General features: G+C 63.1%; 27 protein-coding genes, 1 tRNA gene and 1 riboswitch. Of the genes, 19 read left to right on the forward strand and 9 right to left on the reverse strand.

Annotation, left to right across the window (positions count from 1 at the left end):
- Positions 1-5 precede the first annotated feature (5 nt).
- Complete coding sequence (locus tag KJQ96_RS13685) at positions 6-605, reverse strand: thiamine pyrophosphate-dependent enzyme (protein WP_213287099.1); 600 nt, start codon at positions 603-605, stop codon at positions 6-8.
- The gene (locus tag KJQ96_RS13690) at positions 602-1,168 is read right to left on the reverse strand and encodes a thiamine pyrophosphate-binding protein (protein WP_057841186.1); all 567 of its coding nucleotides are present in this window, start codon (positions 1,166-1,168) and stop codon (positions 602-604) included. The genes KJQ96_RS13685 and KJQ96_RS13690 overlap by 4 nt, the downstream gene beginning before the upstream one ends.
- Positions 1,169-1,412: 244 nt before the next feature.
- On the opposite strand from KJQ96_RS13690, the gene KJQ96_RS13695 reads away from it, so the two are divergent.
- From KJQ96_RS13695 to KJQ96_RS13720, 6 genes are all read left to right on the forward strand, one after another.
- On the forward strand, positions 1,413-2,096 hold the full coding sequence (locus tag KJQ96_RS13695; RefSeq protein ID WP_213287100.1) for an RNA polymerase sigma factor: 684 nt from the start codon (positions 1,413-1,415) through the stop codon (positions 2,094-2,096).
- A gap of 90 nt (positions 2,097-2,186) precedes the next feature.
- Positions 2,187-2,708 (forward strand): DUF4142 domain-containing protein, encoded by a 522-nt coding sequence (locus KJQ96_RS13700; RefSeq protein ID WP_213287101.1) that lies wholly within the window; start codon positions 2,187-2,189, stop codon positions 2,706-2,708.
- 9 nt (positions 2,709-2,717) lie between these two features.
- The gene (locus KJQ96_RS13705; protein ID WP_213287102.1) at positions 2,718-3,038 is read left to right on the forward strand and encodes a cupredoxin domain-containing protein; all 321 of its coding nucleotides are present in this window, start codon (positions 2,718-2,720) and stop codon (positions 3,036-3,038) included.
- Positions 3,039-3,458: 420 nt separating this feature from the next.
- The gene (locus KJQ96_RS13710) at positions 3,459-3,866 is read left to right on the forward strand and encodes an Hsp20/alpha crystallin family protein (protein WP_028351811.1); all 408 of its coding nucleotides are present in this window, start codon (positions 3,459-3,461) and stop codon (positions 3,864-3,866) included.
- 9 nt (positions 3,867-3,875) lie between these two features.
- The gene (lon, locus tag KJQ96_RS13715; protein WP_213287103.1) at positions 3,876-6,278 is read left to right on the forward strand and encodes an endopeptidase La; all 2,403 of its coding nucleotides are present in this window, start codon (positions 3,876-3,878) and stop codon (positions 6,276-6,278) included.
- 25 nt (positions 6,279-6,303) lie between these two features.
- Complete coding sequence (locus KJQ96_RS13720) at positions 6,304-6,774, forward strand: NUDIX domain-containing protein (RefSeq protein WP_213287104.1); 471 nt, start codon at positions 6,304-6,306, stop codon at positions 6,772-6,774.
- A 61-nt stretch (positions 6,775-6,835) separates the two neighbouring features.
- Here the strand turns inward: KJQ96_RS13720 and KJQ96_RS13725 are convergent.
- A tRNA-Gly gene (locus KJQ96_RS13725) sits at positions 6,836-6,909 on the reverse strand.
- Between the two features lie 143 nt (positions 6,910-7,052).
- Here KJQ96_RS13725 and KJQ96_RS13730 point away from each other — a divergent pair.
- The 6 genes from KJQ96_RS13730 (at position 7,053) to KJQ96_RS13755 (ending at position 10,453) form a co-directional block, all read left to right on the forward strand.
- A complete protein-coding gene (locus KJQ96_RS13730; RefSeq protein ID WP_213287146.1) occupies positions 7,053-7,631 on the forward strand; it encodes a methylated-DNA--[protein]-cysteine S-methyltransferase in 579 nt (192 codons plus the stop codon).
- A gap of 9 nt (positions 7,632-7,640) precedes the next feature.
- A complete protein-coding gene (locus KJQ96_RS13735; protein ID WP_213287105.1) occupies positions 7,641-8,480 on the forward strand; it encodes a helix-turn-helix transcriptional regulator in 840 nt (279 codons plus the stop codon).
- A gap of 52 nt (positions 8,481-8,532) precedes the next feature.
- Entirely contained in the window at positions 8,533-8,892 is a 360-nt protein-coding gene (locus KJQ96_RS13740) for a VOC family protein (RefSeq protein ID WP_213287106.1), read from the forward strand.
- Between the two features lie 61 nt (positions 8,893-8,953).
- Positions 8,954-9,355, forward strand: coding sequence for an SRPBCC family protein (locus tag KJQ96_RS13745; protein WP_213287107.1), 402 nt, complete (start codon positions 8,954-8,956; stop codon positions 9,353-9,355).
- On the forward strand, positions 9,352-9,888 hold the full coding sequence (locus KJQ96_RS13750) for a hypothetical protein (RefSeq protein ID WP_213287108.1): 537 nt from the start codon (positions 9,352-9,354) through the stop codon (positions 9,886-9,888). Before KJQ96_RS13745 ends, KJQ96_RS13750 begins: the two co-directional genes overlap by 4 nt.
- Positions 9,889-9,991: 103 nt before the next feature.
- On the forward strand, positions 9,992-10,453 hold the full coding sequence (locus tag KJQ96_RS13755) for a hypothetical protein (RefSeq protein WP_213287147.1): 462 nt from the start codon (positions 9,992-9,994) through the stop codon (positions 10,451-10,453).
- 48 nt (positions 10,454-10,501) lie between these two features.
- Here the strand turns inward: KJQ96_RS13755 and KJQ96_RS13760 are convergent, their stop codons facing one another.
- Positions 10,502-11,941 (reverse strand): MATE family efflux transporter, encoded by a 1,440-nt coding sequence (locus tag KJQ96_RS13760; protein ID WP_213287109.1) that lies wholly within the window; start codon positions 11,939-11,941, stop codon positions 10,502-10,504.
- A gap of 208 nt (positions 11,942-12,149) precedes the next feature.
- Here KJQ96_RS13760 and KJQ96_RS13765 point away from each other — a divergent pair, with 208 nt between their 5' ends.
- The 5 genes from KJQ96_RS13765 (at position 12,150) to KJQ96_RS13785 (ending at position 17,639) form a co-directional block, all read left to right on the forward strand.
- On the forward strand, positions 12,150-13,487 hold the full coding sequence (locus KJQ96_RS13765; protein WP_213287110.1) for a sorbosone dehydrogenase family protein: 1,338 nt from the start codon (positions 12,150-12,152) through the stop codon (positions 13,485-13,487).
- A 144-nt stretch (positions 13,488-13,631) separates the two neighbouring features.
- Positions 13,632-14,861 (forward strand): acyltransferase, encoded by a 1,230-nt coding sequence (locus tag KJQ96_RS13770; RefSeq protein ID WP_213287111.1) that lies wholly within the window; start codon positions 13,632-13,634, stop codon positions 14,859-14,861.
- Positions 14,862-14,872: 11 nt separating this feature from the next.
- Positions 14,873-16,006 (forward strand): ABC transporter permease, encoded by a 1,134-nt coding sequence (locus KJQ96_RS13775; protein WP_213287112.1) that lies wholly within the window; start codon positions 14,873-14,875, stop codon positions 16,004-16,006.
- Entirely contained in the window at positions 16,003-16,728 is a 726-nt protein-coding gene (locus KJQ96_RS13780; RefSeq protein ID WP_213287113.1) for an ABC transporter ATP-binding protein, read from the forward strand. Before KJQ96_RS13775 ends, KJQ96_RS13780 begins: the two co-directional genes overlap by 4 nt.
- Before the next feature lie 14 nt (positions 16,729-16,742).
- On the forward strand, positions 16,743-17,639 hold the full coding sequence (locus KJQ96_RS13785) for an alpha/beta hydrolase (protein WP_213287114.1): 897 nt from the start codon (positions 16,743-16,745) through the stop codon (positions 17,637-17,639).
- A gap of 22 nt (positions 17,640-17,661) precedes the next feature.
- Here KJQ96_RS13785 and KJQ96_RS13790 read toward each other — a convergent pair whose 3' ends face one another.
- Positions 17,662-18,768, reverse strand: coding sequence for a 2'-deoxycytidine 5'-triphosphate deaminase (locus KJQ96_RS13790; protein WP_213287115.1), 1,107 nt, complete (start codon positions 18,766-18,768; stop codon positions 17,662-17,664).
- 119 nt (positions 18,769-18,887) lie between these two features.
- Positions 18,888-18,967: riboswitch (SAM riboswitch) on the forward strand.
- A gap of 70 nt (positions 18,968-19,037) precedes the next feature.
- Between KJQ96_RS13790 and KJQ96_RS13795 the strand changes: the two genes are divergently transcribed.
- Positions 19,038-20,231, forward strand: coding sequence for an O-succinylhomoserine sulfhydrylase (locus KJQ96_RS13795; RefSeq protein WP_213287116.1), 1,194 nt, complete (start codon positions 19,038-19,040; stop codon positions 20,229-20,231).
- Positions 20,232-20,401: 170 nt separating this feature from the next.
- Here the strand turns inward: KJQ96_RS13795 and KJQ96_RS13800 are convergent, their stop codons facing one another.
- The 3 genes from KJQ96_RS13800 to KJQ96_RS13810 are packed head-to-tail and all read right to left on the reverse strand — an operon-like array spanning position 20,402 to position 23,463.
- Positions 20,402-21,433 (reverse strand): SGNH/GDSL hydrolase family protein, encoded by a 1,032-nt coding sequence (locus KJQ96_RS13800; protein ID WP_213287117.1) that lies wholly within the window; start codon positions 21,431-21,433, stop codon positions 20,402-20,404.
- Positions 21,434-21,445: 12 nt separating this feature from the next.
- Positions 21,446-22,207, reverse strand: a complete 762-nt coding sequence (locus tag KJQ96_RS13805) for an SGNH/GDSL hydrolase family protein (RefSeq protein ID WP_213287118.1) — start codon at positions 22,205-22,207, stop codon at positions 21,446-21,448.
- Positions 22,204-23,463: an OpgC domain-containing protein gene (locus KJQ96_RS13810; protein ID WP_213287119.1), complete on the reverse strand. Its 1,260-nt coding sequence runs from the start codon at positions 23,461-23,463 to the stop codon at positions 22,204-22,206. The genes KJQ96_RS13805 and KJQ96_RS13810 overlap by 4 nt, the downstream gene beginning before the upstream one ends.
- A gap of 244 nt (positions 23,464-23,707) precedes the next feature.
- Between KJQ96_RS13810 and apaG the strand changes: the two genes are divergently transcribed.
- Complete coding sequence (gene apaG, locus KJQ96_RS13815) at positions 23,708-24,100, forward strand: Co2+/Mg2+ efflux protein ApaG (protein ID WP_213287120.1); 393 nt, start codon at positions 23,708-23,710, stop codon at positions 24,098-24,100.
- Positions 24,101-24,211: 111 nt separating this feature from the next.
- Here the strand turns inward: apaG and KJQ96_RS13820 are convergent, their stop codons facing one another.
- Positions 24,212-25,216 carry an Hsp33 family molecular chaperone gene (locus KJQ96_RS13820; RefSeq protein ID WP_213287121.1) on the reverse strand — a complete coding sequence of 335 codons (1,005 nt, stop codon included), beginning with the start codon at positions 25,214-25,216 and terminating at the stop codon, positions 24,212-24,214.
- Positions 25,217-25,448: the final 232 nt, after the last annotated feature.

Here is a 25,448-nt window from a genome sequence, read left to right on the forward strand (position 1 = left end):
GCGCCTCAATTATACAGCGCCTCGTCTCCCAACACCGATTGCCGGAAGCGCGTCGTCAGGATGACGCCGTCGGCAGGCGGCATCACGAACACCAGCGCCTCGGGGTTGATCTTGATCTGCGCGAAAACCGTTCCTCGCCCATCATGCGCGAGGTCGCGCAGTTCGGTCACCTCGGCCATCGTGCGAACAATGCGCGAGGTACGGATGCCGCAGGCGGTCGCGATCGCGGCGAGGTCGACTCCCGACGCGGTCGGGGTTTTCTGCATGCCGGTCTCGCCGAAGCGCTCGTTGTCGAGAACGGCGATCGTGAGATTCTTCGGCGCCTCCACCGCGATCGTGGCGAGCGAGCCGATATTCATCAGCATCTCGCCGTCTCCGGTGACGACGAGCACCTTGCGCTTGGGCTGCGCCAGCGCCAGCCCAAGCCCGATCATCGAGGCGGCGCCCATCGCGCCCCAGAGCGGAAAATTGTTCCGATGGTCGCCGGCGGCGGAGACGTCCCAGTTCGGCGCGCCGAGCCCGGCGATGACGAGGAGATCGGCGCGGTCGCGCAACAGTTCGTTGACGACGTCGCGGCGATGCAGAAGCGCGTTCGGATTGCTCATTTGCGGGCAAGCTCCTTGAAATTCTTGGCGCCAAGCACGCGCTGGCCGATCAGGACCGCCACCGGCTTCCAGGTGTTGAAGGCGAGGTTGGCCGCGCCCTGCACCGTCGAGGCGACGAGATCAGGCTCGTCCACTTTATTCACGATCACGCCCATGGCCTCCAGCGAGGGACGCGTGCCCTGCCCCATCGGGATCTGCCACGGATTGAACTCGCCCCAGTCGCCGCGCATGGTGACGATCATCAGTAACGGCATATGACAGATGACGGGCAGCGACAGCATGTTGATGCAATTGCCGACGCCGCTCGACTGCAACAGCAGCACGCCGCGCTCGCCGCCGAGCCACGCACCCGCCAGCATCGCTACGCCCTCTTCCTCCGTCGTCAGCGTCACGACGCGAGTCTCGGGATCGGCCTCGAAGGAGCGGATCAGGCGGCTGTGGCCGGCGTCCGGAACCATCGCGACCTGGCGAATGCCGGCGTCCTTGAGCACGCGGTAGATCTCGTCCGGCCACGTCGGCAGCGCCGGTGCGGCCTCGGCGCGTGATTTTGCTGCTTCCGCCATCGGGCTCAATTTCCTCCGCGATTCCAAGGGTTGATTGACGTGCAGAATAGATCGCGGCGAGGGTTCGAGGAATTTGAATGTGGACATGGCTTCTATCGCAAAATTGAAAGGCTCGGTGGAGCCAAAGCGTCATATCGAATAACTGGTACGCTGACGTTTGGCCCGTCCACGCAGCCGAAATTATTTCGGGAACCTGCTGGCTCCCGCAGCATCCAATCCCAATACCCTGTTATTGGTGGATATCATGCACCAGGCCCACATACCGGACACCGCGCGCCTCAATACCGACGACGCCGAATTGGTGCGCCGCGCGCTGGCCCGCGACGAGGCGGCGGTGCGCGCGATCATGCAGGCGAATAATCGCAGGCTGTACCGGCTCGCCCGCGGCATTCTGCGCAACGATGGCGAGGCCGAAGACGTCGTGCAGGAGGCCTATGTCCGTGCCTTCACCCATCTGGAAAGCTTTCGCGGTGATTCCAGCCTGTCGACGTGGTTGTCGCGGATCACCATGAATGAGGCGCTCGGCCGGCTGCGCCGCCAGCGGCCCGCCGTCGAACTGGACTCATTGCCGCAGGGCGCGCTGGAGGCCCAGATCATCCAGTTTCCTCGTGCCGCCGACGATCCGGAAAAATCCATGGCCCAGCGTGAAATTCAGCATGTCGTCGAACACGCCATCGACGAATTGCCGGAAGCGTTCCGTCTCGTCTTCATCACCCGCGTCATCGAGGGGATGAATGTGGAAGAGACCGCCGGAATTCTTGGGCTGAAGCCGGAGACGGTAAAGACCCGACTGCACCGCGCCCGCACCATGCTGCGCGACATCGTCGAGAACAAGATCGGTCCCGTGGTGATGGAGGCGTTCCCCTTTGCCGGCCGGCGCTGCGAGCGCCTGACGGACGCTGTGCTGAAGCGGCTGGGCTTCGATTAACTTTTCCGGGAACCTCTGCACTCCACGCCCATCCAACTCCTGTTCATCAACGCGCGGCATTGGTTCCGCGCGCCACAGGAGTGTCAAACCATGTTCATACGATTGAGCGCGGCGATCGCCGCATTGAGCCTTCTTGGCAGCGCCGCGCTGGCGCAAGGCGCAAAACCCACCGATCCCCAGATCGCACATATCGCCTACACGGCTGGCGTGATCGACATCAACGCAGCCAAACAGGCGATCTCAAAAGCCAGCAACAAGGACGTCAAGGCATTCGCGCAAGACATGGTGCGCGACCATGAGGCCGTGAACAAGCAGGCGCTCGACCTGGTCAAGAAGCTGAAGGTGACGCCGGAGGACAACGACACCAGCAAGACGCTGTCGAAGCAGGCCACCGAGAAGCTCGCGGAGCTCGACAAGTTGAAGGGCGCCGAATACGACAAGGCCTATCTCGCCAACGAGGTCGCCTACCACAAGACCGTCAACAGCGCGCTGGAGACGCAATTGATTCCGTCAGCCAGCAATGCCGAGCTGAAGAGCCTGCTGCAAACCGGCCTAAAGATTTTTCAAGGCCACCAGCAGCACGCCGAACAAGTCGCCGCCAAGCTGAAATAGGAGGCCGCCATGCGTCCGGGACGATACCGGCTCCTCGTCGCCGCCCTGCTGCTCGGCGCGGCGGTCGTCCCGGCGCCTGCAGCGACGATCCAGATCACGATTGACAATCTGGTGTTCGCGCCGGCCGAGGTGTCTGCCAAGGTCGGCGACACCGTCGAATGGATCAACAAGGACGTGTTCGCCCACACCGCGACCGCGCGCAACGGCGATTTCGATGTCGCCACGCCGCCGAAGCAGACGGTGACCTCGGTGCTGACGAAGGCCGGCAGCGTCGAATATTACTGCCGATATCATCCCAACATGAAGGCGGTGCTGACGATTGCGCCGTAACACGGGCGTCTCACAATTTCCGGAACGGCAGCGCCGGGCCTTCGAGCCTGCGCAACCCAAGCTCGCGCCGTTCCAGCCACCACCATGTTGCTTTGGCCAGCCGCCGAACACCTCGCCGTCATCGCCGGCAAAAACAGCGCCTCGCGACCGATCGCGATCACATCGGCTTGTCTTGCGGACAGGCGATCATGTGCCCTGACGGTCGAGGGCTTGCGGTGGAGAAGCAAATACAGAATCCGGGCCGTTCTGGCATGCTGTGGTTTGGGTGCAGCAATCATTTGATGATGGCATTTCATCGATTTCGGAACCGCAGCCGCGACAGAGACTTATTTCGTCGTGCTTGCGCGGTGCCAACTATCTTGTTTCCGATTGAAAGCAGCATGTAGTGTCATCTTTGAATCGATGTAGCGGAGGAGCGCCATGCCGGAGAAAGATCCAATCAATTGGATGCTGTCCGACGCCATCGAGACGCTCGCCCGGGCCGAACGCCTTCACCAGCAGTTCCTAAATTTGCAGCCATTAGCTGGCGTTCGAGAGCCAAGTTGGGAGCCGCCCATCGATGTGCTGGAGACCGATCGCGAGATTCTCATTCTAATCGCATTGCCGGGGGTCGATCCGAATGAAGTCGAAGCACTGCTCGAAAACGGGATGCTGGTAGTGAGCGGACGCCGCACGCTTCCCGCAGAACTGCGCAACGCTCGTATTCTACGCCTTGAGCTGCCTCAAGGGCGGTTCGAACGCCGCATTCGGCTGCCGGCAGGCCGCTACGCCATCACCCGCTTCGCCGCCCACGGTTGCATTGGCCTGCGCCTTGCCAAATCCTCCTGAGAGTTGGCCATGCCCCAAGACAATGAAGCGACCAGCCCCAATCCGTCGCCTGCATCGTCCGATCAGGCGTTCCCTATCCCCAGTGACGCACTCATCATCGTGCCCGTGCGAAACACGGTTCTGTTTCCCGGCGTAGTTGTTCCGATCACCATAGGGCGCCCGAAATCGATCGCGGCGGCACAGCAGGCTATCCGCGAACAGCGGCAGATCGGAATCCTGCTTCAGCGCGATCCGGAATTGGGGGATCCCGGATCTGACGATCTGCACCGCGTAGGCACGGTCGCCAATATCGTTCGCTACATCACAGGACCCGATGACAGCCACCATATCGTCTGCCAAGGCGTGCAGCGAATGCGCGTGCTGGATTTCCTTCCAGGCACCCCGTATCCGGTAGCTCGCGTACTTCAAATACCGGAGCCGACGACCGATTCACCCGAGATCGAAGCTCGTTTCCTCAATCTGCAGCGCCAGGCTATCGAGGCGATACAACTGCTGCCGCAGACGCCGCAAGAATTGATTGCAGTCCTGCAAGGCACCACCTCGCCGTCGACACTCGCCGACCTCGCGACCTCATACATGGACATCAAACCGCAGGAGAAACAGGAAATTCTTGAGACGGTCGACCTCGGCCTTCGCATGGAAAAGGTCTCACGCCATTTGGCAGAACGCATCGAAGTACTCAGGCTGAGCAACGAGATCGGCCAGCAAACCAAGGCCACGTTCGATCAGCGTCAGAGAGAAGCGATCCTGCGCGAGCAGATGGCAACCATTCAGCGCCAGCTCGGCGAGGGCGATGGAAAGGCGCAGGAGATAGCGGAACTGACTGAGGCCATTGCCAAGGCCAACATGCCACCCGAGGCGGAAAACCAGGCGCGAAAGGAGCTCCGCCGCTACGAGCGGATGCCGGACGGAGCTGCAGAGGCCGGGATGGTGCGAAGCTATCTCGACTGGTTGATCGAACTGCCGTGGAGCCTGCCGGAGGAGAAGCCGATCGACATCGCCGAGGCAAGACGGATTCTCGATGAGGATCATTACGGCCTGGAAAAGATCAAGAGCCGAATCATCGAATATCTCGCCGTCAGAAAGCTCGCGCCTGGCGGCAAAGCGCCGATTCTCTGCTTTGCCGGTCCACCGGGCGTCGGCAAGACATCATTAGGCCAATCCATTGCGCGCGCCATGGAGCGTCCCTTCGTGCGTGTCAGCCTCGGTGGCGTTCAGGACGAGGCAGAGATCCGTGGCCATCGGCGCACCTATATCGGCTCACTGCCCGGTAACATCATCCAGGCGATCAAGAAGACGGGCGCTCGCAATTGCGTGATGATGCTCGACGAGATCGACAAGATGGGCCGTGGCATTCAGGGCGATCCCTCCGCCGCGATGCTCGAAGTGCTCGACCCCGAGCAGAACGCGACGTTCCGCGACAACTATCTCGGCGTTCCCTTCGATCTTTCGCGCGTTGTTTTTCTGACCACCGCCAACATGCTCGATACTGTTCCCGGCCCGCTTCTGGATCGGATGGAGATCATCAGTCTCGCCGGCTACACTGAGGATGAAAAACTCGAGATCGCCCGGCGCTATCTCGTTCGTCGTCAATTGGAGGCTAACGGGCTCAAGGCAGAGCAGGCCGAGATCGATCCGGAGGCGCTGAGATTGATTATCCGCAGCTATACCAGGGAGGCCGGCGTTCGCAATCTGGAGCGGGAGATTGGCAAGGCGCTTCGCAACGTGGCCGTCCAGATCGCCGAAGGCAGTACCGATCGGGTTCGTCTCTCATCGAGCGACATCGCCACCATTTTAGGCGCGCCCCGGTTCGAGAATGAGATCGCCATGCGTACCAGCATTCCCGGTGTGGCGACCGGATTGGCATGGACGCCGGTCGGAGGCGATATTCTCTTTATAGAGGCCTCGCGAATGCCGGGCAAGGGAACGCTGATCCTGACGGGTCAGCTCGGCGAGGTCATGCGCGAAAGTGCGCAGGCGGCTCTGACCCTGGTCAAGAACCGCGCATCTCAGCTTGGCATCGATACCGCGCAGCTTGGAAAGTCCGACATTCACGTTCACGTCCCCGCCGGCGCTACACCGAAAGACGGACCAAGCGCGGGTGTCGCGATGTTCACCGCGCTTGCGTCCCTGCTGACCAATCGCACAGTGCGAAGCGATACCGCCATGACCGGCGAGATTTCATTGCGCGGCCTGGTGCTGCCTGTTGGCGGCATCAAGGAGAAAGTCGTCGCCGCTGCGGCTGCTGGCCTGACCCGCGTGATGCTGCCTGCAAGAAACCGCCGCGATTTCGATGACATCCCGACGAGCGCCCGCTCGAAACTGGAATTCATCTGGCTCGAGCGGGTCGACGACGCGATCGCGGCGGTTCTGGAGGAAAAGGCCAAGACGGCCAGTGCAGCGGCGGAATGATTTGGATATTCGTAGGTTACGTTCGATGGCGGCCACCAGTGCTGGCATCCTGATGTACCGCCGCAGAGGCGGTATCAAGGTTCTTCTCGTTCATCCCGGCGGACCGTTCTGGCGCACCCGCGATTTGGGCGCTTGGTCGCTCCCGAAGGGAGAATTGGATGGCGAAGAGCCCCCGGAGACAGCAGCGCGGCGCGAGTTCGCAGAAGAGCTCGGGATCGAAGCCTCCGGCCCCCTGCAGTCCTTGGGTCAGGTACGCCAGCGTGCCGGCAAGATCGTCTGGGGCTATGCGCTTGAAGGCGATCTCGATGTCAGCTCCATCAAGTGCAACGAGGTCGCGATGGAATGGCCTCCCCAAAGCGGTCGAATCATCAACTTTCCCGAGATTGACCGGGCAGCGTGGTTTACCCTGTCCACCGCTAGGCAGAAGATCCTCGCAAGCCAGCAGCCGTTTCTCGATCGATTGGAACGGCTTTGCGGAAAAGCAGCCGAAAAATAATCGCTTCTTGCCGACCTTCTTTGGAAGGCCGACCGCTTATCATAGGTTCTGGCAAGGGATCTGGAGCGGGCGAAGGGAATCGAACCCTCGTATGCAGCTTGGGAAGCTGCCGTTCTACCATTGAACTACGCCCGCGGGTCTTGCCCCATGATTAGCCGACCTTGCGCGATCCGCCAAGCTCTTCCATTGAGCCGTCTCGCTCGCTGTCAACTTCCCCAAAAATTCCAGATACGATTCGTGCGGCCGGTGGTATGATTCGCGTCTGGGGCTGGTGGCGTATGACGGGGCGTGGGTACAGCATTTTCGACACGGCGATCGGCCGCTGCGGGATCGCATGGAGCCCGGCGGGCATTATCGGCGTGCAGCTCCCGGAAGTCCGTGAAATCGACACGCGGCGGCGGCTCTATCAGCTCTATCCTGATGCCCGCGAGCTTCGCCCGCCGGCGAATGTACAGGTCGCCATTGAGGGCATCATCGCGCTGTCGCGCGGGGCAGCGTGCGATCTGTCCGATGTTGCGCTCGATATGACCGGCATTCCCGCCTTCAACCAGCGCGTCTATGCCTATACGCGCGCGATCCCGCGCGGCGAGACGCGGACCTATGCGGAAGTGGCCGCCAGCCTTCGCGCTTCAGGCGCGGTCCATTCGGTGGCGCGGGCGATCGGCCGCAACCCCTTCATGATCATCGTGCCCTGTCATCGCGTGCTCGAAGCCGGCAATTATGCCGACAAGATCTCAGCCTTTGGCGGGGCGATCTCCAAGCGGCGGCTGCTCTCGATCGAGGGCGCCAGCCAGACCTCCGGCAAGACATTGTTCGACGTGCTGCTGCCGGTTGCACCGCCGCGCCCGCATCCTTAAGTAGGCGGGATGATCGCGACCACGCTTCTTGAACGCAAATCCATATCCGTCTTCGACTTTCGCTGCACCGCGGGACCGGGCGACAAGCCGTTCGCGGAGCAGCATGGCGGACATTCGATTTCCTATGTGCGCAAAGGCAGTTTCGGCCTGCGCAGCCGCGGCAAGTGCAGCGAACTGGTGGTGGGATCGGTGCTGATCGGCCATCCCGGCGATGAATATACCTGCACCCACGAGCATGTCTGCGGCGACGAGTGCCTGTCGTTCTTCCTAGCGCCCGAGCTGGTGGAAACCATTGGCGACAGCCGGTCGCCATGGCAGATCGGCTCCGCGCCGCCGCTGCCGGAACTCGTCGTGCTCGGCGAACTGGCGCAAGCGGCAGCAGATGGCAGCAGTGACATCGGCCTCGATGAGATCGGTCAGGTGCTGGCGAGCCGCTTTGTCGAGGTGGTTTCCGGCAGGCCGCGCAAATCCGGCCCTGATGCGGCGCGCGACCGCCGCCGTGCGGTGGAAACCGCGCTGTGGATCGATGCCAATTCGCACCGTCAGATCAATCTGGAGGACGCCGCGGCTGAGGCCGGGATTAGCCCGTTCCATTTCCTGCGGCTGTTCTCGCAAGCGCTCGGCGTCACCCCGCACCAATATCTGGTGCGCTCGCGGCTGCGCCATGCCGCGCGGCGCTTGGCTGACGACGACAGCGCGATCACCGACATCGCCTATGATGTCGGTTTTGCCGACCTCTCCAATTTCGTGCGCACCTTCCATCGCGCCGCCGGCGCCTCGCCGCTGAAATTCCGCCAGGCCTCGCGGGGCATGCGCAAGATTTTCCAAGAACGGCTGGCCCTCCACTGACTAGGCTTTCTCCAGGCCGCGCGCTCGCGGCAATTTTTTGCTGGAGAATGTCATGTACGACCACATCGGATTACGCGTCGGCGATCTCGACGCCAGCGTGCGCTTCTATACGGCAGTGCTCGCGCCCTTAGGCTTCGTGCTGTGCTCGCGGGATGATTCCGGCGCAGGCTTCGGCCCGAAGGGCGCGCCCGCGCTCTGGCTGCATCTGCACAAGGGATCTTCAGGCTCCGCCGCGCATGTCGCGTTCCGCGCCAAGGATCATGCGGCGATCCAGAAATTCCACGCCGAGGGCCTGAAGGCCGGCGGCCGCGACAATGGCGGCGCCGGACTGCGCGCGGATTACAGCCCAACCTACTACGCTGCGTTTTTGATCGACCCCGACGGCAACAATGTCGAGGCGGTTTGTACGTAGCGCCGATCCTCGCAAGGACGAATCCAACAATCACGAACCAACAACGGACGGACTCATCACCATGGCTTCCATTCACAAGGAAATCCTCATCGACGCGAACCCTGCCGACGTCTGGGACGCACTGCGCGATTTCGGTGCGCTGCATACGCGGCTAGTGCCGGGCTTCGTCACCGACACCAAGCTCGACGGCGACGCGCGCATCGTGACATTCTCGAACGGCACCGTGGCGCGCGAAGTCCTGGTCGATTGCGACGACAGCAAGCGGCGGCTGGTCTATGCCATCATCAGCGAACGTATCAAGCAGCACAGCGCCTCGGCACAGGTGTTCGATGATGCCAACGGGCGCACCCGCTTCGTGTGGATCGCCGACGTGCTGCCGAACGAGATCGCACCCTATATGGACGCGCAGATGGATCTGGGCATGCGCGCCATCCAGAAAGCGCTGGGACGGAGCGCGGCATGACCTCGCCATTTCTCGATGCCCTCGGCGCGAATGGCCCCTCCGCCGACCGTGCTGGCAAGATGGATCTTTATGGGCGCTTCGTCGGCTCCTGGGATCTCGATGTCAGACAGTTTTCCGAAGATGGCCGCGAGCGGCGCCGCGCCGGCGAATGGCATTTCGGCTGGGCGCTGGAGGGGCGCGCGATCCAGGACGTCTGGATCGTGCCGCCGCGCGGAGAACTGCGTCATGGCGATGCCGCGGCCAAATTCAATTCTTATGGCACCACGCTGCGGGTCTACGATCCCGATATCGACGCCTGGCGCATCCAGTGGACCGACCCGGTGACGCGGACTTTTCTGCAGATGATCGGGCGCGCCGAGGGCACCGACATCGTGCAACTGGGCACCCGGCCGGATGGCCAGCTAGCCCGGTGGAGTTTTAGGGACATCACCGACGACTCCTTCCTCTGGCAGGGCGAAGTCTCGGCCGACGATGGCGAGAGCTGGCGGATCAACACCGAGTTCACGGCCCGGCGCAGGTCTCAATCGGATTGAATGTGATCGTTCGCACAGATGGCACAGCCGTCTCGCTCCTAGCCTCCCCCTATGCGTCCGAATGGCGCCGCGCCTGCGGCCGCCGGCGCATGAGGAGTAGAACCTGACGGGAGCTGACAAGGTGGTGTGCCAGGCGGCCACGCTGCCGTTGCTGTTCGCCCTGACGTTGATGCCGGCAAAGGCACAATTTGCCGGCTTCGGCGGCGGCGACGGCTCAGACATGATGACGCAGATGGCGCCGATGCTAGAAATGATGAAGGCAAAGATGGGCAAGCGCCGCTTTGCCATGATGATGCAGACCATGGGCCCGATGGGCCGCATGATGGAAGGCGGCGGCGGTGGGCTCGGCGGCATGATGGGCGGTGGTATCCCCGGCGGCTTTGGCGGCGGCTACGTTCCCGAGGGTTACGGCGTGAACGCTGGTGGCATGAATTTCGGCGGCGGCGATTTCATGGGCATGCTCGGCGGCGCTGGCGGCGGCGAGCTGATGAGCATGGTCCCGCAACTGATGCGCACGGCCAATGTCGGCAGCGGCCGTCATGGCCGGCGGCGCGCGCGGCGGTAGTCGTCACCGTCATTGCGAGGAGCGCAAGCGACGAAGCAATGACGATCGTTACGACAGCGCCGGGCTAACCGCGGGCACCCGCTGCTTCGGCCCCCAGCGCGTCAGCACCACGCTCGCGCATGAGAGCACGCCGAGCAGCACCATGGAGACTGCCGCCAGCATGAAGAAGTTCTGCGCGGTGGCGTCGTGCGTCAACAGCCACCAGCCACCGGCGCCGATGAACAACAGCCGCGCGGTCTGCGCCATCACCGGGCCAATCACCTTGGCCGCGCCCTGCGAGGAGAAATACATCGCGGTGGCAAGGCCGAGGAAGGCGTACATCGGCGCCGCCGTCGAAAGATATTGACGGCTCGCGGCTCGCACGGCCGCATCTGATGTGAAGAGATTGACCCAGATGTCGGGGAAGATTGCGATGAAGGTCGCAAATGTGCCGACCGAGGCGAATGCGACGAGCCCCGCCGTCCAGGCAATCTTGCGGGCCCGCGCGATGCGCTGCGCGCCGACGGCCATGCCGACCATCGGGACCGAGGCGATGCCGACCGCAAATGAGATCGAGGTCAGCATGAATTCGAGCCGCGCGCCGATGCCGTAGCCGGCGAGGACTTCGGTGCCAAAGCTCGCCAGCATGTGGGTGAAGATACTGATCGTCAGCACCGACTGAAGCGGCGAGAAGCAGGCGATGGCCCCGACCTTCAGGATGTCGATGAACATCGACCACTGAATATGAAGGCCCCTGACCTTGGGAACGACGCGCGCGCGGCCGGAAAACAGATACCAGGACATCACGGAGATGCTGATCAGGTAAGCGATCAGCGAACCGGCCGCGACGCCGCGCATGCCGAACTGCGGGATCGGGCCGAGACCCAGGCCCAGCGCGCCGCCGAGAATGATCTGGCAAATCGCCGACGACAGCATCAGCAGCGACGGCAGCTTCATGTTTCCGGTGCCGCGCAGAATGCCGGACATCGTGTTCATCAGCCACGGCACCACGGCGGCGCCGAAGAAGATTTGCGTGTAAGCGATCGCCTGGCTCAGCACATCGCCGCGGCCGCCAAGCAGTTCGAGCAGTTTGGGGCCGAAGATCAGCATGCCCAGCATGAAGCCCAGCCCGAAGCAGAGGCCGATCAGCAGCGCGTGCGCGGCAAGGGTCGAGGCGCGGTCGAGGTCACCGGCGCCGAGCGCTCGCGCGATCGCGGATGCCACGCCGCCACCCATGGCGCCACCCGACATGGTCATGGTCAGGATCACCGTTGGAAACACCAGCGCCATCGCGGCCAGCGCTTCCACGCCCAGACGGCCGATATAGGAGGTCTCGGCGATGACGACGCAGGTACCTGCGGTAAGCGCGATCACGTTCGGCCAGGCCAGCCACAACAGCGTGCGCAGGATCGGGCCGTCGAGCAGCGCGTTTTTCGCCGGCGCCGCCGGTCGCGGAAGCGGACGCTCATCCTTGTCTACGGGAATTTCGGCGACGCCGAGATCGGACATTTCTGCTCCCAGCGCGCGGACTTGGGCAAACCGCGGCGCGCTGCTTCCTAGCATGGCGAAGCCTGATTCCACGTGCACGCGGCGCAATGGGGGCCTGCGGGATTGCGTGGCGGGCCTTCGGCCGGCCGTTTCACAGGGAATTCATGCTGGAACACGAACGTTCGGGCCGGCGCTGCATTGTACGGGCGATATCCCGGAGAACCCTGTCATGCGCAAGCCCCACCTCCTGGCCATCTGCGTCGGCGCGTTGACGCTGCCGCTGGCCGCCTGTAGCGAACCCAAGGAGACCGCGACCGTGGCGCAGACCTATGGTCCCTCACCCAACCTGCCGCCACCGGAACATTCCTGGATTCCGACGGTGGACATCGCAACCGTCAAGCGCTGGCCGAACGGCGCCACGCCGACCGCCGCAAACGGCATGACGGTCAGCGCCTTTGCCCTCGACCTCGAACATCCGCGTACCGTCTACACGCTGCCGAACGGCGACGTGCTGGTCGCCGAGAGCAACGCGCCGCCGAAGCAGGGCAGCGGCATGAGCATCAAGGGCTTCATCTACAAGCAGGCGCAGAACTGGGCGGGCGCCGGCGTTCCCAGCGCCAATCGCATTACGCTGCTGCGCGATGCCGACGGCGACGGCGTTGCCGAGCTGAGAAGCACCTTCATCAGCGGGCTGAATTCGCCCTTCGGCATGGTGCTGGTCGGCGACGAGCTCTATGTCGCCAATACCGACGCGATCATGAAATTCCCTTATCGCGAAGGCGACACCAAGATCGGCGGGCCCGGCGTCAAGCTTGCGGACCTGCCCGCCGGCACCCGCAATCATCACTGGACGAAGGATCTCACCGCCAGCCCCGACGGCACCAAGCTCTATGCAACGGTCGGCTCCAACAGCAATGTCGGTGAAAACGGCATGGATGCCGAGAAGGATCGCGCGGCCGTACTGGAAGTCGATCGAGCCAGCGGTCAATGGCGCGTGTTCGCCTCGGGCCTGCGCAATCCGAACGGTCCCGCATGGAATCCGCACACCGGCGAACTTTGGGTCGCCGTCAACGAGCGCGACGAGATCGGCAACGATCTGGTGCCGGACTACATGACGTCGGTGAAGGACGGCGCGTTCTACGGCTGGCCATACAGCTATTTTGGCGAGCATGTCGACACCCGCGTCGAGCCGCCGCGGCCTGATCTCGTGCAGAAGGCGATGGCGCCGGATTATGCGTTGGGCGCGCACACGGCCTGCCTCGGGCTGACGTTTAACACCGGCAAGCTGTTTCCTGCCGAGATGGAGGGCGGCGCTTTCATCGGCCAGCACGGCTCCTGGAATCGCAAGCCGCCCTCCGGCTACAAGGTGATCTTTGTCCCCTTCAAGGACGGCAAGCCATCCGGACCGCCGCAGGACGTGCTTACCGGTTTCCTCAACGACAAGGGCCAGGCGCAGGGCCGCCCGGTCGGGGTGCGGCTCGACAAGCAGGGCGCGCTGCTGGTGGCTGACGATGTCGGCAACACGATCTGGCGCGTGACGCCGGCTGCGAGGTCGGCATCGCGGTAAAGGCCACACGGTCTCCCACGGCCGACCCGGTTGGGGGACAACGCTCCCGAAGGGGCGAGTTCCGCACGTTAGCGGGAACGAGCGCGCCGGCTCCACGTTGACCCCCTGCCGGTTCCCAAATCAGTGGGATGGCAGCGTGGACGAATGGCCGTGTCATCGCAGGTCAACGTGCCCCTCAGCAACTTGCGCGCGATTACCATCATCATCGTGGTCGCGTTTCACTCCGTGCTGCCGTATCTCGCATCTCAACCGGCCGCCCCCTTTCCGTTCGACGCACCGCCCTATCGCTGGATTGCATTCCCAATCCTCGATAGCCAGCGCTGGTTCGGCTTCGACCTGTTCTGCGCATGGCAGGATGTAAGCCTGATGTCGCTGATGTTCTTGCTGGCCGGTCTGTTCACGCCGTCCAGCCTTGGCCGCAAAGGGCCTCGCACCTACACCCTGGAGCGCTCGTGGCGGATCGGCCTGCCATTCGTTTTTGCCGTCGGTATTCTCAGCCCTCTCGCCTACTTCGCGTCCTATCGGCTGACCGCGGCCGATCCCTCCTTCAGCGCCTTTTGGCAACATTGGCGCGCGCTTCCGATGTGGCCTGCCGGGCCGCAATGGTTTCTGTGGCAGATCTTTCTGCTGGGCGCCGTTGCGGCCGCCGTCCACGCGTTCGCCCCGCATTGGCTTCGGGCATTGAGCGCGCTCGTCGCCCGGGTTGCCGATCGCCCGCTAATGTTCTTCATTGGGCTGGCGGCGCTCTCTGCGCTGGCCTATGTGCCGCTGGCGATGGCCTTCACACCGTGGGAGTGGACTTTTCTCGGCCCATTTTCATTTCAGCTCAGCCGGCCGCTGCACCACGTGGTCTATTTCTTCGCCGGATTTGCGATTGGCAGCCACGGCCCCGAGCACAGCATACTGCGTCCCGATGGTCCGCTTGCACGTCATTGGCTGGCCTGGCTGGCGGCCGCCATCGCTAGCATGTCCGTATGGGGCGGGCTCACATCGCTGACCTTACCGGAGTGGCAGGCGAGCGCGCCGCTCTTTCGACTGGCTTCGGCGCTGGCGTTTCCAGTTGCTTCCGCGGCCGCCGCTCTGTGTCTGCTCGCGATCTGCCTTCGGCTGCTGCAATCGCGCGACCGCCTGCTCGATAGCCTGTCCAGCAATGCCTACAGCATCTATCTGCTGCATTACGCCGTGGTCGTGTGGTTGCAATACGCGTTGCTTGATGTCGATCTCAACGCGATCGGCAAGGCGACGATCGTTTTTGCCGCTGCGCTCACCATAAGTCTGGCTGCAAGCGCCGGAATGAAGATCGGCGGGAGAGCGCTGGTTTCGCGTCATTCCGAGCCACGAGACGAGAGAGCCATCGCCAATCAACCGCGATAACGGATGCCGACATGTCGCTGGTACTGACACTTGCGTCCCGCAACCTGTTCCACGATCGGCTTCGCTTCGTCGCGACCATGGTCGGAGTCGTCTTCTCGGTCGTCCTCGTCATGATCCAGATGGGCCTGTTCCTCGGGTTCGGCCGAATGGTCACGACGATGATCGACCACGCCTCGGCCGATTTGTGGATCCTGCCCAAGGGCGCCAAATGCTTCGAGGATCCTTCCCTGCTCGACGTCAAGCTGCGCGACCGCGTCGCCACCATGGAAGGCGTTAGCTGGGCCGTCCCGCTCGTGATCGGCTTCTCGGACTGGCGCCTGGAAAGTGGCGAAGTGACGCCGGTCTTCATTGTGAGCGCCGACCTGCGCGACGGCAGCCTGCAACCGTTCAACGTGGCGGACGGCAACGTGCAGGCGTTGACGCAAGGAGCGAACGTTGCGGTCGACCGCTCCTATTTTGACCGGCTCGGTGTCAGCGGCGTCGGCTCGACGGCAGAAATCCGTGGCCGCAAGGTGCGCGTGGTCGCGGTTACCGACGGCATCCGCTCGTTCGCCACGACGCCGTACGTGTTCGTGGACTTGAAAAACGCGCGCAACTACACCGGAACGCCGCGCGATCGCGCCAGCAGCGTTCTGGTTCGGCTGAAAGGCGATGCCGATCGGGAGAAGGTGCTCAGCGCCATTCGCGCGGAGGTCGGCGAGGCAGAGGTTCTCACCTCGGACGATTTCCGCAGCCGCAGCCGGTCGTTCTGGCTATTTGGCACGGGGGCCGGAGCCGCGCTGTTTGCCGGCGCATTGCTCGGAGTGATCGTCGGCACCGTGATCGTCGCGCAGACGCTTTACTCCAGCACCAAGGATCATCTGAACGAATTCGCCACCCTGCGCGCGATGGGTTCCTCGAACGCCTATATCTATACCGTGATCATCTATCAGGCACTCATCAACGCCGTGATCGGATTTGCGATCGCCGCCGGGATCGGCTCGATCGTCGTCCAGATGACCGCCAAGAGCGCGTTGCCGATCGTCATCACGCCATGGCTGATGGCGGCGCTGTTCGCGCTGACGGTGGTGATGTGCGTAGCATCCGGCATTGGGGCAATCATCCGTGTCGTTCGTATCGATCCAGCCACGGTGTTCATGCGATGAATGACCATGTCGTCGAAGCCAAGTCGGTCGAGAAGAAGCTGGGTCGCGGCGCCGGCGAGGTGCACGCGTTGCGCGGCATCGACCTCTCGCTGCGGCGGGGCGAGCTGACGTTGCTGATGGGCCCTTCAGGGAGCGGCAAGACTACGCTGCTGTTGGTCCTCGGATGCATGCTGACGCCGAGTTCGGGCAGCGTCACCATACGCGGGACGCCGACAGCTGACGCCGACAAGGAAGCGCTCGCCAGGATTCGGCGCGAGCATATTGGTTTCGTATTCCAGTCCTATCATTTATTCCCGACGCTGACCGCGACCCAGAACGTGCAATTGGCGCTGGATATTCGTGGCGAGCACGGCAGGCGCGCGGCGCAGAAGTCGCGGGAGGCCCTCGCAATGGTCGGGCTCGAGCAAAAGATGGACAGTTTGCCGGGAGAGCTCAGCGGCGGCGAGCAGCAAAGGGTCGCCATCGCGCGGGCTCTCGTCGCAAACCCTTCCGTCGTTCTTGCCGACGAGCCGACCGGCGCACTGGATGGAAAGAACGGCCAGAGCATCGTGCGTATTCTCGCCGAGACCGCCCATGAGCGTGAGCGGGCGGTGCTGGTCGTCACCCACGATCCGCGCGTCGTCCCCTACGCCGATCGCATTGTCGAGATCGAGGACGGTCTTATCGTGCAAGAGCGTGCCGACCGCCCGCGCATGCCCACACCCGTGCCGTTCAGAGCCTGAGCGCAAGGGCCGCCATGAGCCTGCGAGCCGAACTTTTGCGCATCGGTATTCGCATGTTGCTCAAGCGGCGCGGCGGGAGTCTCGATGTCGAGCAATGGCGGCGGAACATGCGTGTGATGGAGCGGTTTGTGCCGCATCCGCCCGCCCGGAGCGCAACGGTCGAGATCGAGGCCGGTCGGGTGCGGTTTCACCGGGTCACCACGCCGGCATCCCGGCCCGAACGTAACGTGCTCTATCTCCATGGCGGCGCCTATGTTTCCGGCGCGCCGATCTATTACCGGCACTTCCTCTGGCGGATTGCCGACGCTTTGCAAGCCCGTGTCTGGGCGCTCGAATACCGCCTCGCTCCGGAACACGCTTTTCCGGCAGCGCTTGAGGATGCCGTGGAGGGCTATCGTTGGCTCGTCGATCACACGCCCGATCGTCGCCAGTTGTTCGTAGTGGGAGATTCGGCTGGCGGCGGCCTTGCGCTGGGCCTGCTGTTGAGGCTCCGTGACGATGGCAAGCCGCTTCCGGCAGCGGCGGTCGCCTTGTCGCCCTGGACCGACCTTGCCCTCACCAGCTCTTCGCTGAAGGCGAATGCAGCGGCCGATCCGATGCTGAATGTTGAGGATCTTCCCGATCTGGCGAAGCTCTATCTCGGCGGAGCCGATCCGCGTACGCCCTACGCTTCGCCGCTCTACGGCGATCCCGCCGGATTGCCGCCGGTGCTTATTCAGGTCGGCAGCGATGAAATTCTCAGGGACGACGCTGTCCGCATGGTGGAGAAGCTTCGGTCGCACAATCCGCGCAGCAAACTCGAGGTCTGGCGGCGCATGCCGCACGTCTGGCAATTGTTCGTGCCGGTGTTGCCTGAGGCCCATCAGGCGATTGTGCAGATCGGCGAGTTTATCTCTGACGTGCGCGCCTGAGGCTGTCCGGCGGCGCAGGCGGTCAGACCCGGAAATGCTTGGAGAGCTTCAACCCCTGCGCCTGATAGTTCGATCCGATGCGCTGGCCGTACATCGCATCGGGCCGTGACAGCATTTTCTCGTAGACCAGACGGCCGACGATCTGGCCGTGTTCGAGGATGAATGGCACCTCGCGCGAGCGCACTTCGAGCACGGCCCGCGCACCTTGCCCGCCGGCGCCGGCATAGCCGAAGCCGGGATCGAAGAATCCGGCGTAATGCACGCGGAATTCGCCGACCAGGGGATCGAACGGCACCATTTCGGCGGCGTAGTCCGGCGGCACCTGCACGGCCTCCTTCGAGGCCAGGATGTAGAACTCGCCGGGATCGAGGATGAGGCTGCCGTCTGATCGCGCCGGGATCGGCTCCCAGAATTCATCGATCGCATAGCCGCCGCGGCGGTCGACGTCGACCACACCCGTGTGGCGCTTGGCGCGGTAGCCGACGAAGCCGCCGGTGTTCTCGCCGGAGAGATCGACCGACAGCGCCACGCCATTGGCGAGATCGGCGTCATCGATATCGACCAGGCGCTCGGCGCCATGCAGCGCGTCGAGTTCGTCGGCATTGAGGATGGCGTCGCCGGTGCGGAAGCGCACTTGTGATAGCCGCGACCCCTCGCGCAGCAGCACCGGAAACGTCTTCGGGCTGATCTCGGCATAGAGCGGGCCGTGATAGCCCGCGCCGATCATATCGAAGCGGCGGGTGCCGTCGGCAATCACGCGGGTGAAGACGTCGAGCCGTCCGGTCGAACTCTTCGGGTTTGCCGCGGCCACGATCTCCGGCGGCAGCGCGAGGCTTTCCAGCAGCGGCACGATATAGACGCAATTGGTCTCCAGCACCGCGCCGTCTGAGAGATTTATTTCATGCAGCTTCAATTCGTCGATGCGCTCGGCGACGGTCGCGCCGGGACCAGGCAGGAAGCTCGCGCGCACCCGGTAGGCAACGTCGCCGAGGCGCAAATCGAGGCTTGCGGGCTGGATCTGGCTCTCGACAAACGGATAGGCCGGCAGAATCAGGCCCGCATCCGCCATCGCCGCGATCATGCGGTCGGGGAGAATTCCGTTACCGTCGGGCGGAAGCGTGAACGACACGGCGCGGTCCTCTGAGGTGGCCCTGGATGCCTAAATGTCATCCAAACCTCGTAAATATGGGCTTTTAGGGGTTATCCGATGGCCGCCTTGACTGAAAGGGCACAAGCGAATATCAGCATGACTTATCCCGTGGTGATTTGAGCCGGCCGGCTTGCAGCCACGTTAAACAAGTAGCTAAACAGGCCGGGGACACGTGTGATCCCGGCCTGTGGAAATTCTTCCAGGCCGGTTTTTTGTGACCATTTTCCGGTGGTCACGACGGAGGTCACATGTCTGAAGTTGGTTCTACCAAGCGTTTTCGTCGCGAAACCCGCCTCGTCCATGGCGGCACGCTGCGCTCGCAATTCGGCGAGACGTCGGAAGCGCTGTTCCTCACCCAAGGCTATGTCTACGACAGCGCGGAGCAGTGCGAGGCGCGCTTCAAGGGCGAGGATCCCGGCTTTATCTATTCGCGCTATTCCAATCCTACGATTTCAATGTTCGAGCGCCGAATGATCGAGCTCGAAGGCGCGGAAGCTGCTCGCTCCACCGCCACCGGCATGGCCGCGGTGACGACCGCGATCCTCGCACCGCTCAGAGCTGGCGATCATGTGGTGGCCTCGAAAGCCCTGTTCGGCTCGTGCCTCTACGTCGTGCAGGACCTCCTGCCGCGCTACGGGATCGAAACGACGCTGGTCGACGGACTCGATCTCGACCAATGGCAGCGCGCATTGCGGCCCAACACCAAGACCTTCTTCCTGGAGAGCCCGACCAACCCGACGCTCGATGTGCTCGATATTCCGGCGATTGCCGAGATCGCGCACAAGAGCGGCGCACGGCTGGTCGTCGATAACGTCTTTGCCACGCCGATCTGGCAGAGCCCGCTTTCGCTCGGCGCCGATGTCGTGGTCTACTCCGCAACCAAGCATATCGATGGTCAAGGGCGCTGCCTCGGCGGCATCATTCTCTCGTCCGAAGCCTTCATCGCAGAGCACATTCACAACTTCATGCGCCAGACCGGGCCATCGCTCTCTCCCTTCAACGCGTGGGTCCTGCTCAAGGGACTGGAGACGCTGGGCGTGCGGGTACGCGCGCAGACCGACAACGCGGCGAAGATCGCCGAGGCGTTGGCAAGCCATCCGAAGATTGCGCGATTGATCTATCCTGGCCGCGCCGATCATCCGCAAGCGGAGCTGGTGAAGAAGCAGATGCGCGGCGGCTCGACGCTGATCGGCTTCGAGGTGAAGGGCGGCAAGGCCGCCGCCTTCCGCGTCCTCAATGCGTTGAAGCTTGCGCAGATCTCCAACAATCTCGGCGATAGCAAGAGCCTCGTCACCCATCCTGCGACCACGACCCATCAACGGCTGACGCCGGAGGCGCGCGCCGAGCTCGGCATCAGCGAGGGCTTTATTCGCTTCTCCGCCGGGCTCGAGCATGCGGATGATCTGATCGAGGATTTTGCGCAGGCGCTGGAGAAGGCGTGAGGTGGCGCTACGCACGTAGCCGCACAACAAGCGTCGTCCCTGCGAACGCAGGGACCCATAACCACTGGATGTGTTGAGTTAAGCAAGGCGTCAACCAACCACCGCTTCTAATGGGCCGCGGCGTATGGGTCCCTGCGTTCGCAGGGACGACGGCGTGGATCGTGCTTCGGCTACATCGGCCGATAGGCTCGCACGTCCGACGGCACGGCGACGCCGAGCTTGATCTGGCCGACCGACTTGATGATGTCGTCGCCAAGCAGTTGGGCGAAGCAGGCATAGCCCCAGTCGCTCATGTGCAGGCCGTCGGCGATCACGAAATTCTCGATCGGAATCGCCTGCCGCTCGTGCCAGTCCTTCATCACCGCGAAGCGCGGGAAGACGCCGACCTTGCGAAGCTCGGCCGTCTTGTTCAAGAGCTTCATCATCTTGCCGGCGCTTTCGGCGTGCTCGTTGACCCGCGGCGAATATTGCGGATCGATCAGCACGATGTCGGAGCCCGCAGCCTGAATGCGTGCGATGCCCTCGTCGATGAGCTTGGCGGTTTCGGCCGGATCGAGGTTGCGCAGCACCGCATTGGTGCCGACCTGCCAGATCACCAGATCCGGACGCAAGTCGATCACGGACGTCTGCAGCCGCTTCATCATTTCCGGCGCGTCCTCGCCGCCCTTGCCGGCATTGACGACGGAGATGTCGGCCGTCGGATATTTGCGGCGTAGCTGCGCTGCGAGCCTGTTCGGATAAGTGAATTCCGGTGAACTGGAGCCGTACCCCTGGGTCGATGACGATCCGAAAGCGACGATCACCACTGGCTGACCCGCGACGAGCTTGTTCGCGACACGCGGCAGCGATCCCATCGATTTGGAAGCGCCCTTCGGCGGCAGGCAGGGAACGCGGCTGAAGATGTCGCCGGCCGATTTCGCGACTTCCCTCACCTTGTCGATCGCTTTGCCGGTGACGCCCTTCTGCGCTGCCGGATTGCCGGTGGCCGCCGGCGCAGCCTGGGGCGGGGCGCTTTCAGCCGAGGGTTTGTTTTCCGGGTTGTTTTCAGCCTTGGCGCCATCGGACAGCGCCGCCTGCTGACCGGTTTGCTGCGAAGCCGTCTGGGCATGCAGCGGCACCACCGAGGCAGGCATCAACAGCGCCAGGCCCGCGGCGAAGACAGTCAGCAATATCGATAAACGAAAAGGGCAGTGAGAACTCATTAACGCTAGTTCCTAATTCTGCTGCGCCTGATCGAGGCGGGCCGCATCGAGCACGAATTTCGACAGCGCGCGGCCGAGGCAGGCATGAACTCTTTTGGCCATGTCGGTGCCATGAAAGGTACTGAACAGATCGAAATCTCCGGCGTCGTTCCAGTGGCGCATGATGGCGAAACGATCGAACAGCGGAACATTATGCTGCTGCGCCACCACGCGCATATTATCTAGGTACGGCGGTGCCGAAATCATCGTTTCCGTGCGCGGACTGTATTGCAGATTGACCAAAACCACGTCGGCTCCCGCATTTTGCAGCGCAGCAACGCCCTCGTCGACAGCGCCGCGAAAATCGTCGGGATCGACGGATCGCATAGCATCGACGGTTCCCGTCTGCCAGATGACCAAGGTAGGCCTTTTTGCTTCCACCAGCTTAACGAGGCCGGCGTCCACCTCCTCGGCGGTCTTGCCGGTGTGCAGTTCTACCGAAAGGTTGATTGGGGTGGAGGGCAGCTTCTCCTTCAGCGCCGCCTGCAGCCTGGCCGGATAGGCGCTGTTTTCGGAGGACAGGATGGTCGATGAGCGGCTCCCCACCACCAGGACGGTCAGCGGCCGGGCATTCTTGACGGCCTCGGCCACCTTGGGAAGCGTGCTCTCGGTGGAGAGGAGGTAGGAGGGAACTTCGCAAGCCTGGGGAGCGGCATCCTGGGCACGAGCCAATCCGGCCGCTGCAAGACCCGCAAGCAGCGCCAGGACCAGCACAGTTCCCGAGCCGGGCCTCATGCGCTTCCTCCCGCCATATCGGCGTTTATTGCCGTGCTTTTCGTTTTCGAGGCTCCCTTGTCGGCCGAATGCTTGTACCACGAAATCACCCACGCCATGCCCCACATGATGAGGATACCGGCAAGACTGACCAGGGCGTGCGTGAGGGCACCCCCACCGACTTCGGCCAGCACAAAGTGTCCCGCAAAGGCCAGGAAGACGCCGAGACAGAATATCTCAAGCGAGTGCTGGCCACACAGGATCAATGGTCGCAGCCAGCGCGATTTGAGGCCCGACCAATCCTTGGGCAGGAAGCGCACGGTGAGCGCGGCCAGCGCCAGGAAATGGGCAAACCGCAGCACGTCCAAATCCGTCTTGGTGATCGGATACATCCACTGTTCGATCCGCTTGGGCATCAGGAAGCTGAGTTGCGGAATGTGCCAAGTGAGCGTGACGAAGAACGCCGCCACCAGGTAGGTGATGCAGATCCACATCGTCACCGGCGACGACAGGATACGGGACATGCGCTGCGCCCCGCCCAGTGCGCACCAGGCGCCGAACACGAACAGCAACTGCCAGCAGAACGGATTGAATATCCAGAAGCCGCTCGGATAGGCCGTGAGATACCAGTCGAAGTGCCAGGTCAGCGCGTAGAGCAGCACCGATAGTCCCAGCGCGACGTCGGCCCGCCACTTCATCAACCACAGGATGACGGGCAGAAACAGCATCAGCACGATGTAGAGCGGCAGCACGTCCATGTTGACGGGCCGGAATCTGAGCAGCAGCGCCTGGACAATCGTGACATCAGGCTGCTTGAGGAAATCCATGATGCCCATTTCCTCGCTGTAGAGCGGGTTCTCGAAACGGGTGGCGACGTAGGATATTTCCGCCAGGAAGATCGTGAACAGGAACACGTGGGCGACGTAGATCTGCCATACGCGCCGCATGATGCGTGCGGTCGCCACCACGAAGCCGGCCTCGAGCATCGCGCGGCCGTAGACGAAGGCGGCGGTGTATCCGGAGATGAAGATGAAGATCTCGGTGGCGTCGGAAAATCCGTAATTGCGGATCGTGAACCAGGTCAGGATGTTGGTCGGGAGATGGTCGATGAAGATCAGCCACAGCGCCATGCCGCGAAACAGGTCGAGCCGCAATTCGCGCTCGCCGGCCACCGGGAACGCGATCGCCGGCGCGGACGATGCTGCGGCGGCCTTGGCATCGCTGGCCTTGGCATCGCTGCGAGGCGTTCCGGCGACTGGATCGGCAATGGACGACATCTGGCACCGTTTGGGCAGTTGAGCTTTACGCGTGCACTGTCCGGAAATGGTAATATCGGCCCGCAACTTGCAAACCAGATACGCAAGGAATACGCAAGCGGAAGGGCCGGGCAGCGCGGCTGCGCTCTAGAACGGAACTGTGTTGAAACCGCGATGAAGCAAGCGGCAACCCGGCGCAGCGGAGATTGGTTCCCCCGGCATTCCCGGCTATGATGCGACACAGGATTCCCGGAAGCTTGCCCGCATGTACCGCGCCGTCACCCGCCAGATCGAAGTCACCGTCGAGCCGAACTTCCTCCCCGAGCGCTCGTCGGTCGACAAGGGCCAGTATTTCTGGTCCTACACCATCGTCATCACCAATACCGGCGCCGAGACCGTGCAGCTTCGTACCCGGCACTGGATCATCACCGACGCCACCGGCCGCAAACAGGAAGTCCGCGGCGAAGGCGTGGTCGGCGAGCAGCCTGTTTTGGCGCCGGGCGAGCGCTTCGAATATACCAGCGGCGTGCCGCTGCCGACCGCATCGGGCTTCATGACCGGGCGCTATCAAATGGTCAGCGAAAGCGGTGAGCGTTTCGAGATCGACGTGCCGACGTTCTCGCTGGACAGCCCGGACAGCCGGCGGGTGTTGAATTGACGAGCGGCCCTCATATGAGAGTAGGCAAAGCGCAAGCGTGCCCACCATCAAGCGTGCTCGATGATGGATGGTGAGCACGGCGCTAACGCGCCTTTGCCCACCCTACGGCCCCTACTCCTCCACGCCCGCTTCATGCGGAGTGAACTGGTAGACCGAGGAGCAGAACTCGCAGGTCACCACCACCTTGCCGTCCTTGACCATCTCGGCGCGGTCCTTGGGCGCAAAACTTTTCAGCATCGCCGAGACCGCCTCGCGCGAGCAGGAGCATTGTGCGCGCAAGGAGAGCGGCGAGAACACACGCACGCCGCGTTCGTGAAACAGGCGATACAGCAGACGCTCGCCCGACAGATCAGGATCGATCAGTTCGACATCCTCGACGGTGCCGATCAGCGACTGACCTTCCACCCATGCGTCGTCTTCTGCCACCTGATGCGTAAGCGCGCCTTCCGGCGCGTCGCCCGGATGCAGGTCGGCCTGCCGCGCCCGCTCGGGCGCCTTCGGCAGGAATTGCAGCAGCATGCCGCCAGCGCGCCAGCGATGTTTGCCGCCGTCGCCGCCGCGCCATTCTTCGCCGACCGCAAGCCGCACGCGGGTCGGGATCTGCTCGGAGCGCAGGAAGTATTCATGCGCGGCATCCTCGAGGCTGCCGCCGTCGAGCGCCACCAGTCCCTGATAGCGGCTCATGTCCGCGCCCTGATCGATGGTCATCGCGAGATGGCCCTTGCCGAGCAGGGCGCCTGAATCCTGCCCGTCCTTCAACCGCCTTGCGTCGTAGCGCGCATAGGCGCGCAGCCGATCCGGCGACTGGAAATCCACGATCAGAAACGACACCGGACCGTCGGTCTGCGTCTGCAAAATGAAACGGCCGTCGAATTTTAGCGCCGAGCCAAGCAGCGTCGCCAGCACGATCGCTTCGCCAAGCAATTTTCCGACCGGCGCCGGATAATCGTGCTTGGTCAGGATGTCGTCGAGCGCGGGGCCGAGTCGGGTCAGCCGTCCGCGCAGATCGAGCGAGGCGACCTCGAACGGCAGCACCGCATCATCGACGGGAACGGACGAAGGCGCGCGGATCGGCGCCTCGGTCGTGATTTTGATGTCGGGGGATTGTGAAACCATGGCGCTGTATCTGGGGGCTCGGAATGCAAAACAAAAGGGGTTGACGAGCCGGCGAAATCATCTCCACGCGTCATCCCTGCGAACGCAGGGACCTATAGCCACAGGGCGTTGTGAGTAAGGCAAGGCGTCAATCACTGCCTCTAAATATTGGGGCCGCGGCGTATGGGCCCCTGCGCTCGCACTAGGGCATGCACAGATCTGGTGCGGCGGATTGACTCGGGTCGCGTGCGGG

Source organism: Bradyrhizobium sp. sGM-13, assembly GCF_018398875.1.
In the GTDB taxonomy this organism is placed as follows: Bacteria; Pseudomonadota; Alphaproteobacteria; order Rhizobiales; family Xanthobacteraceae; genus Bradyrhizobium.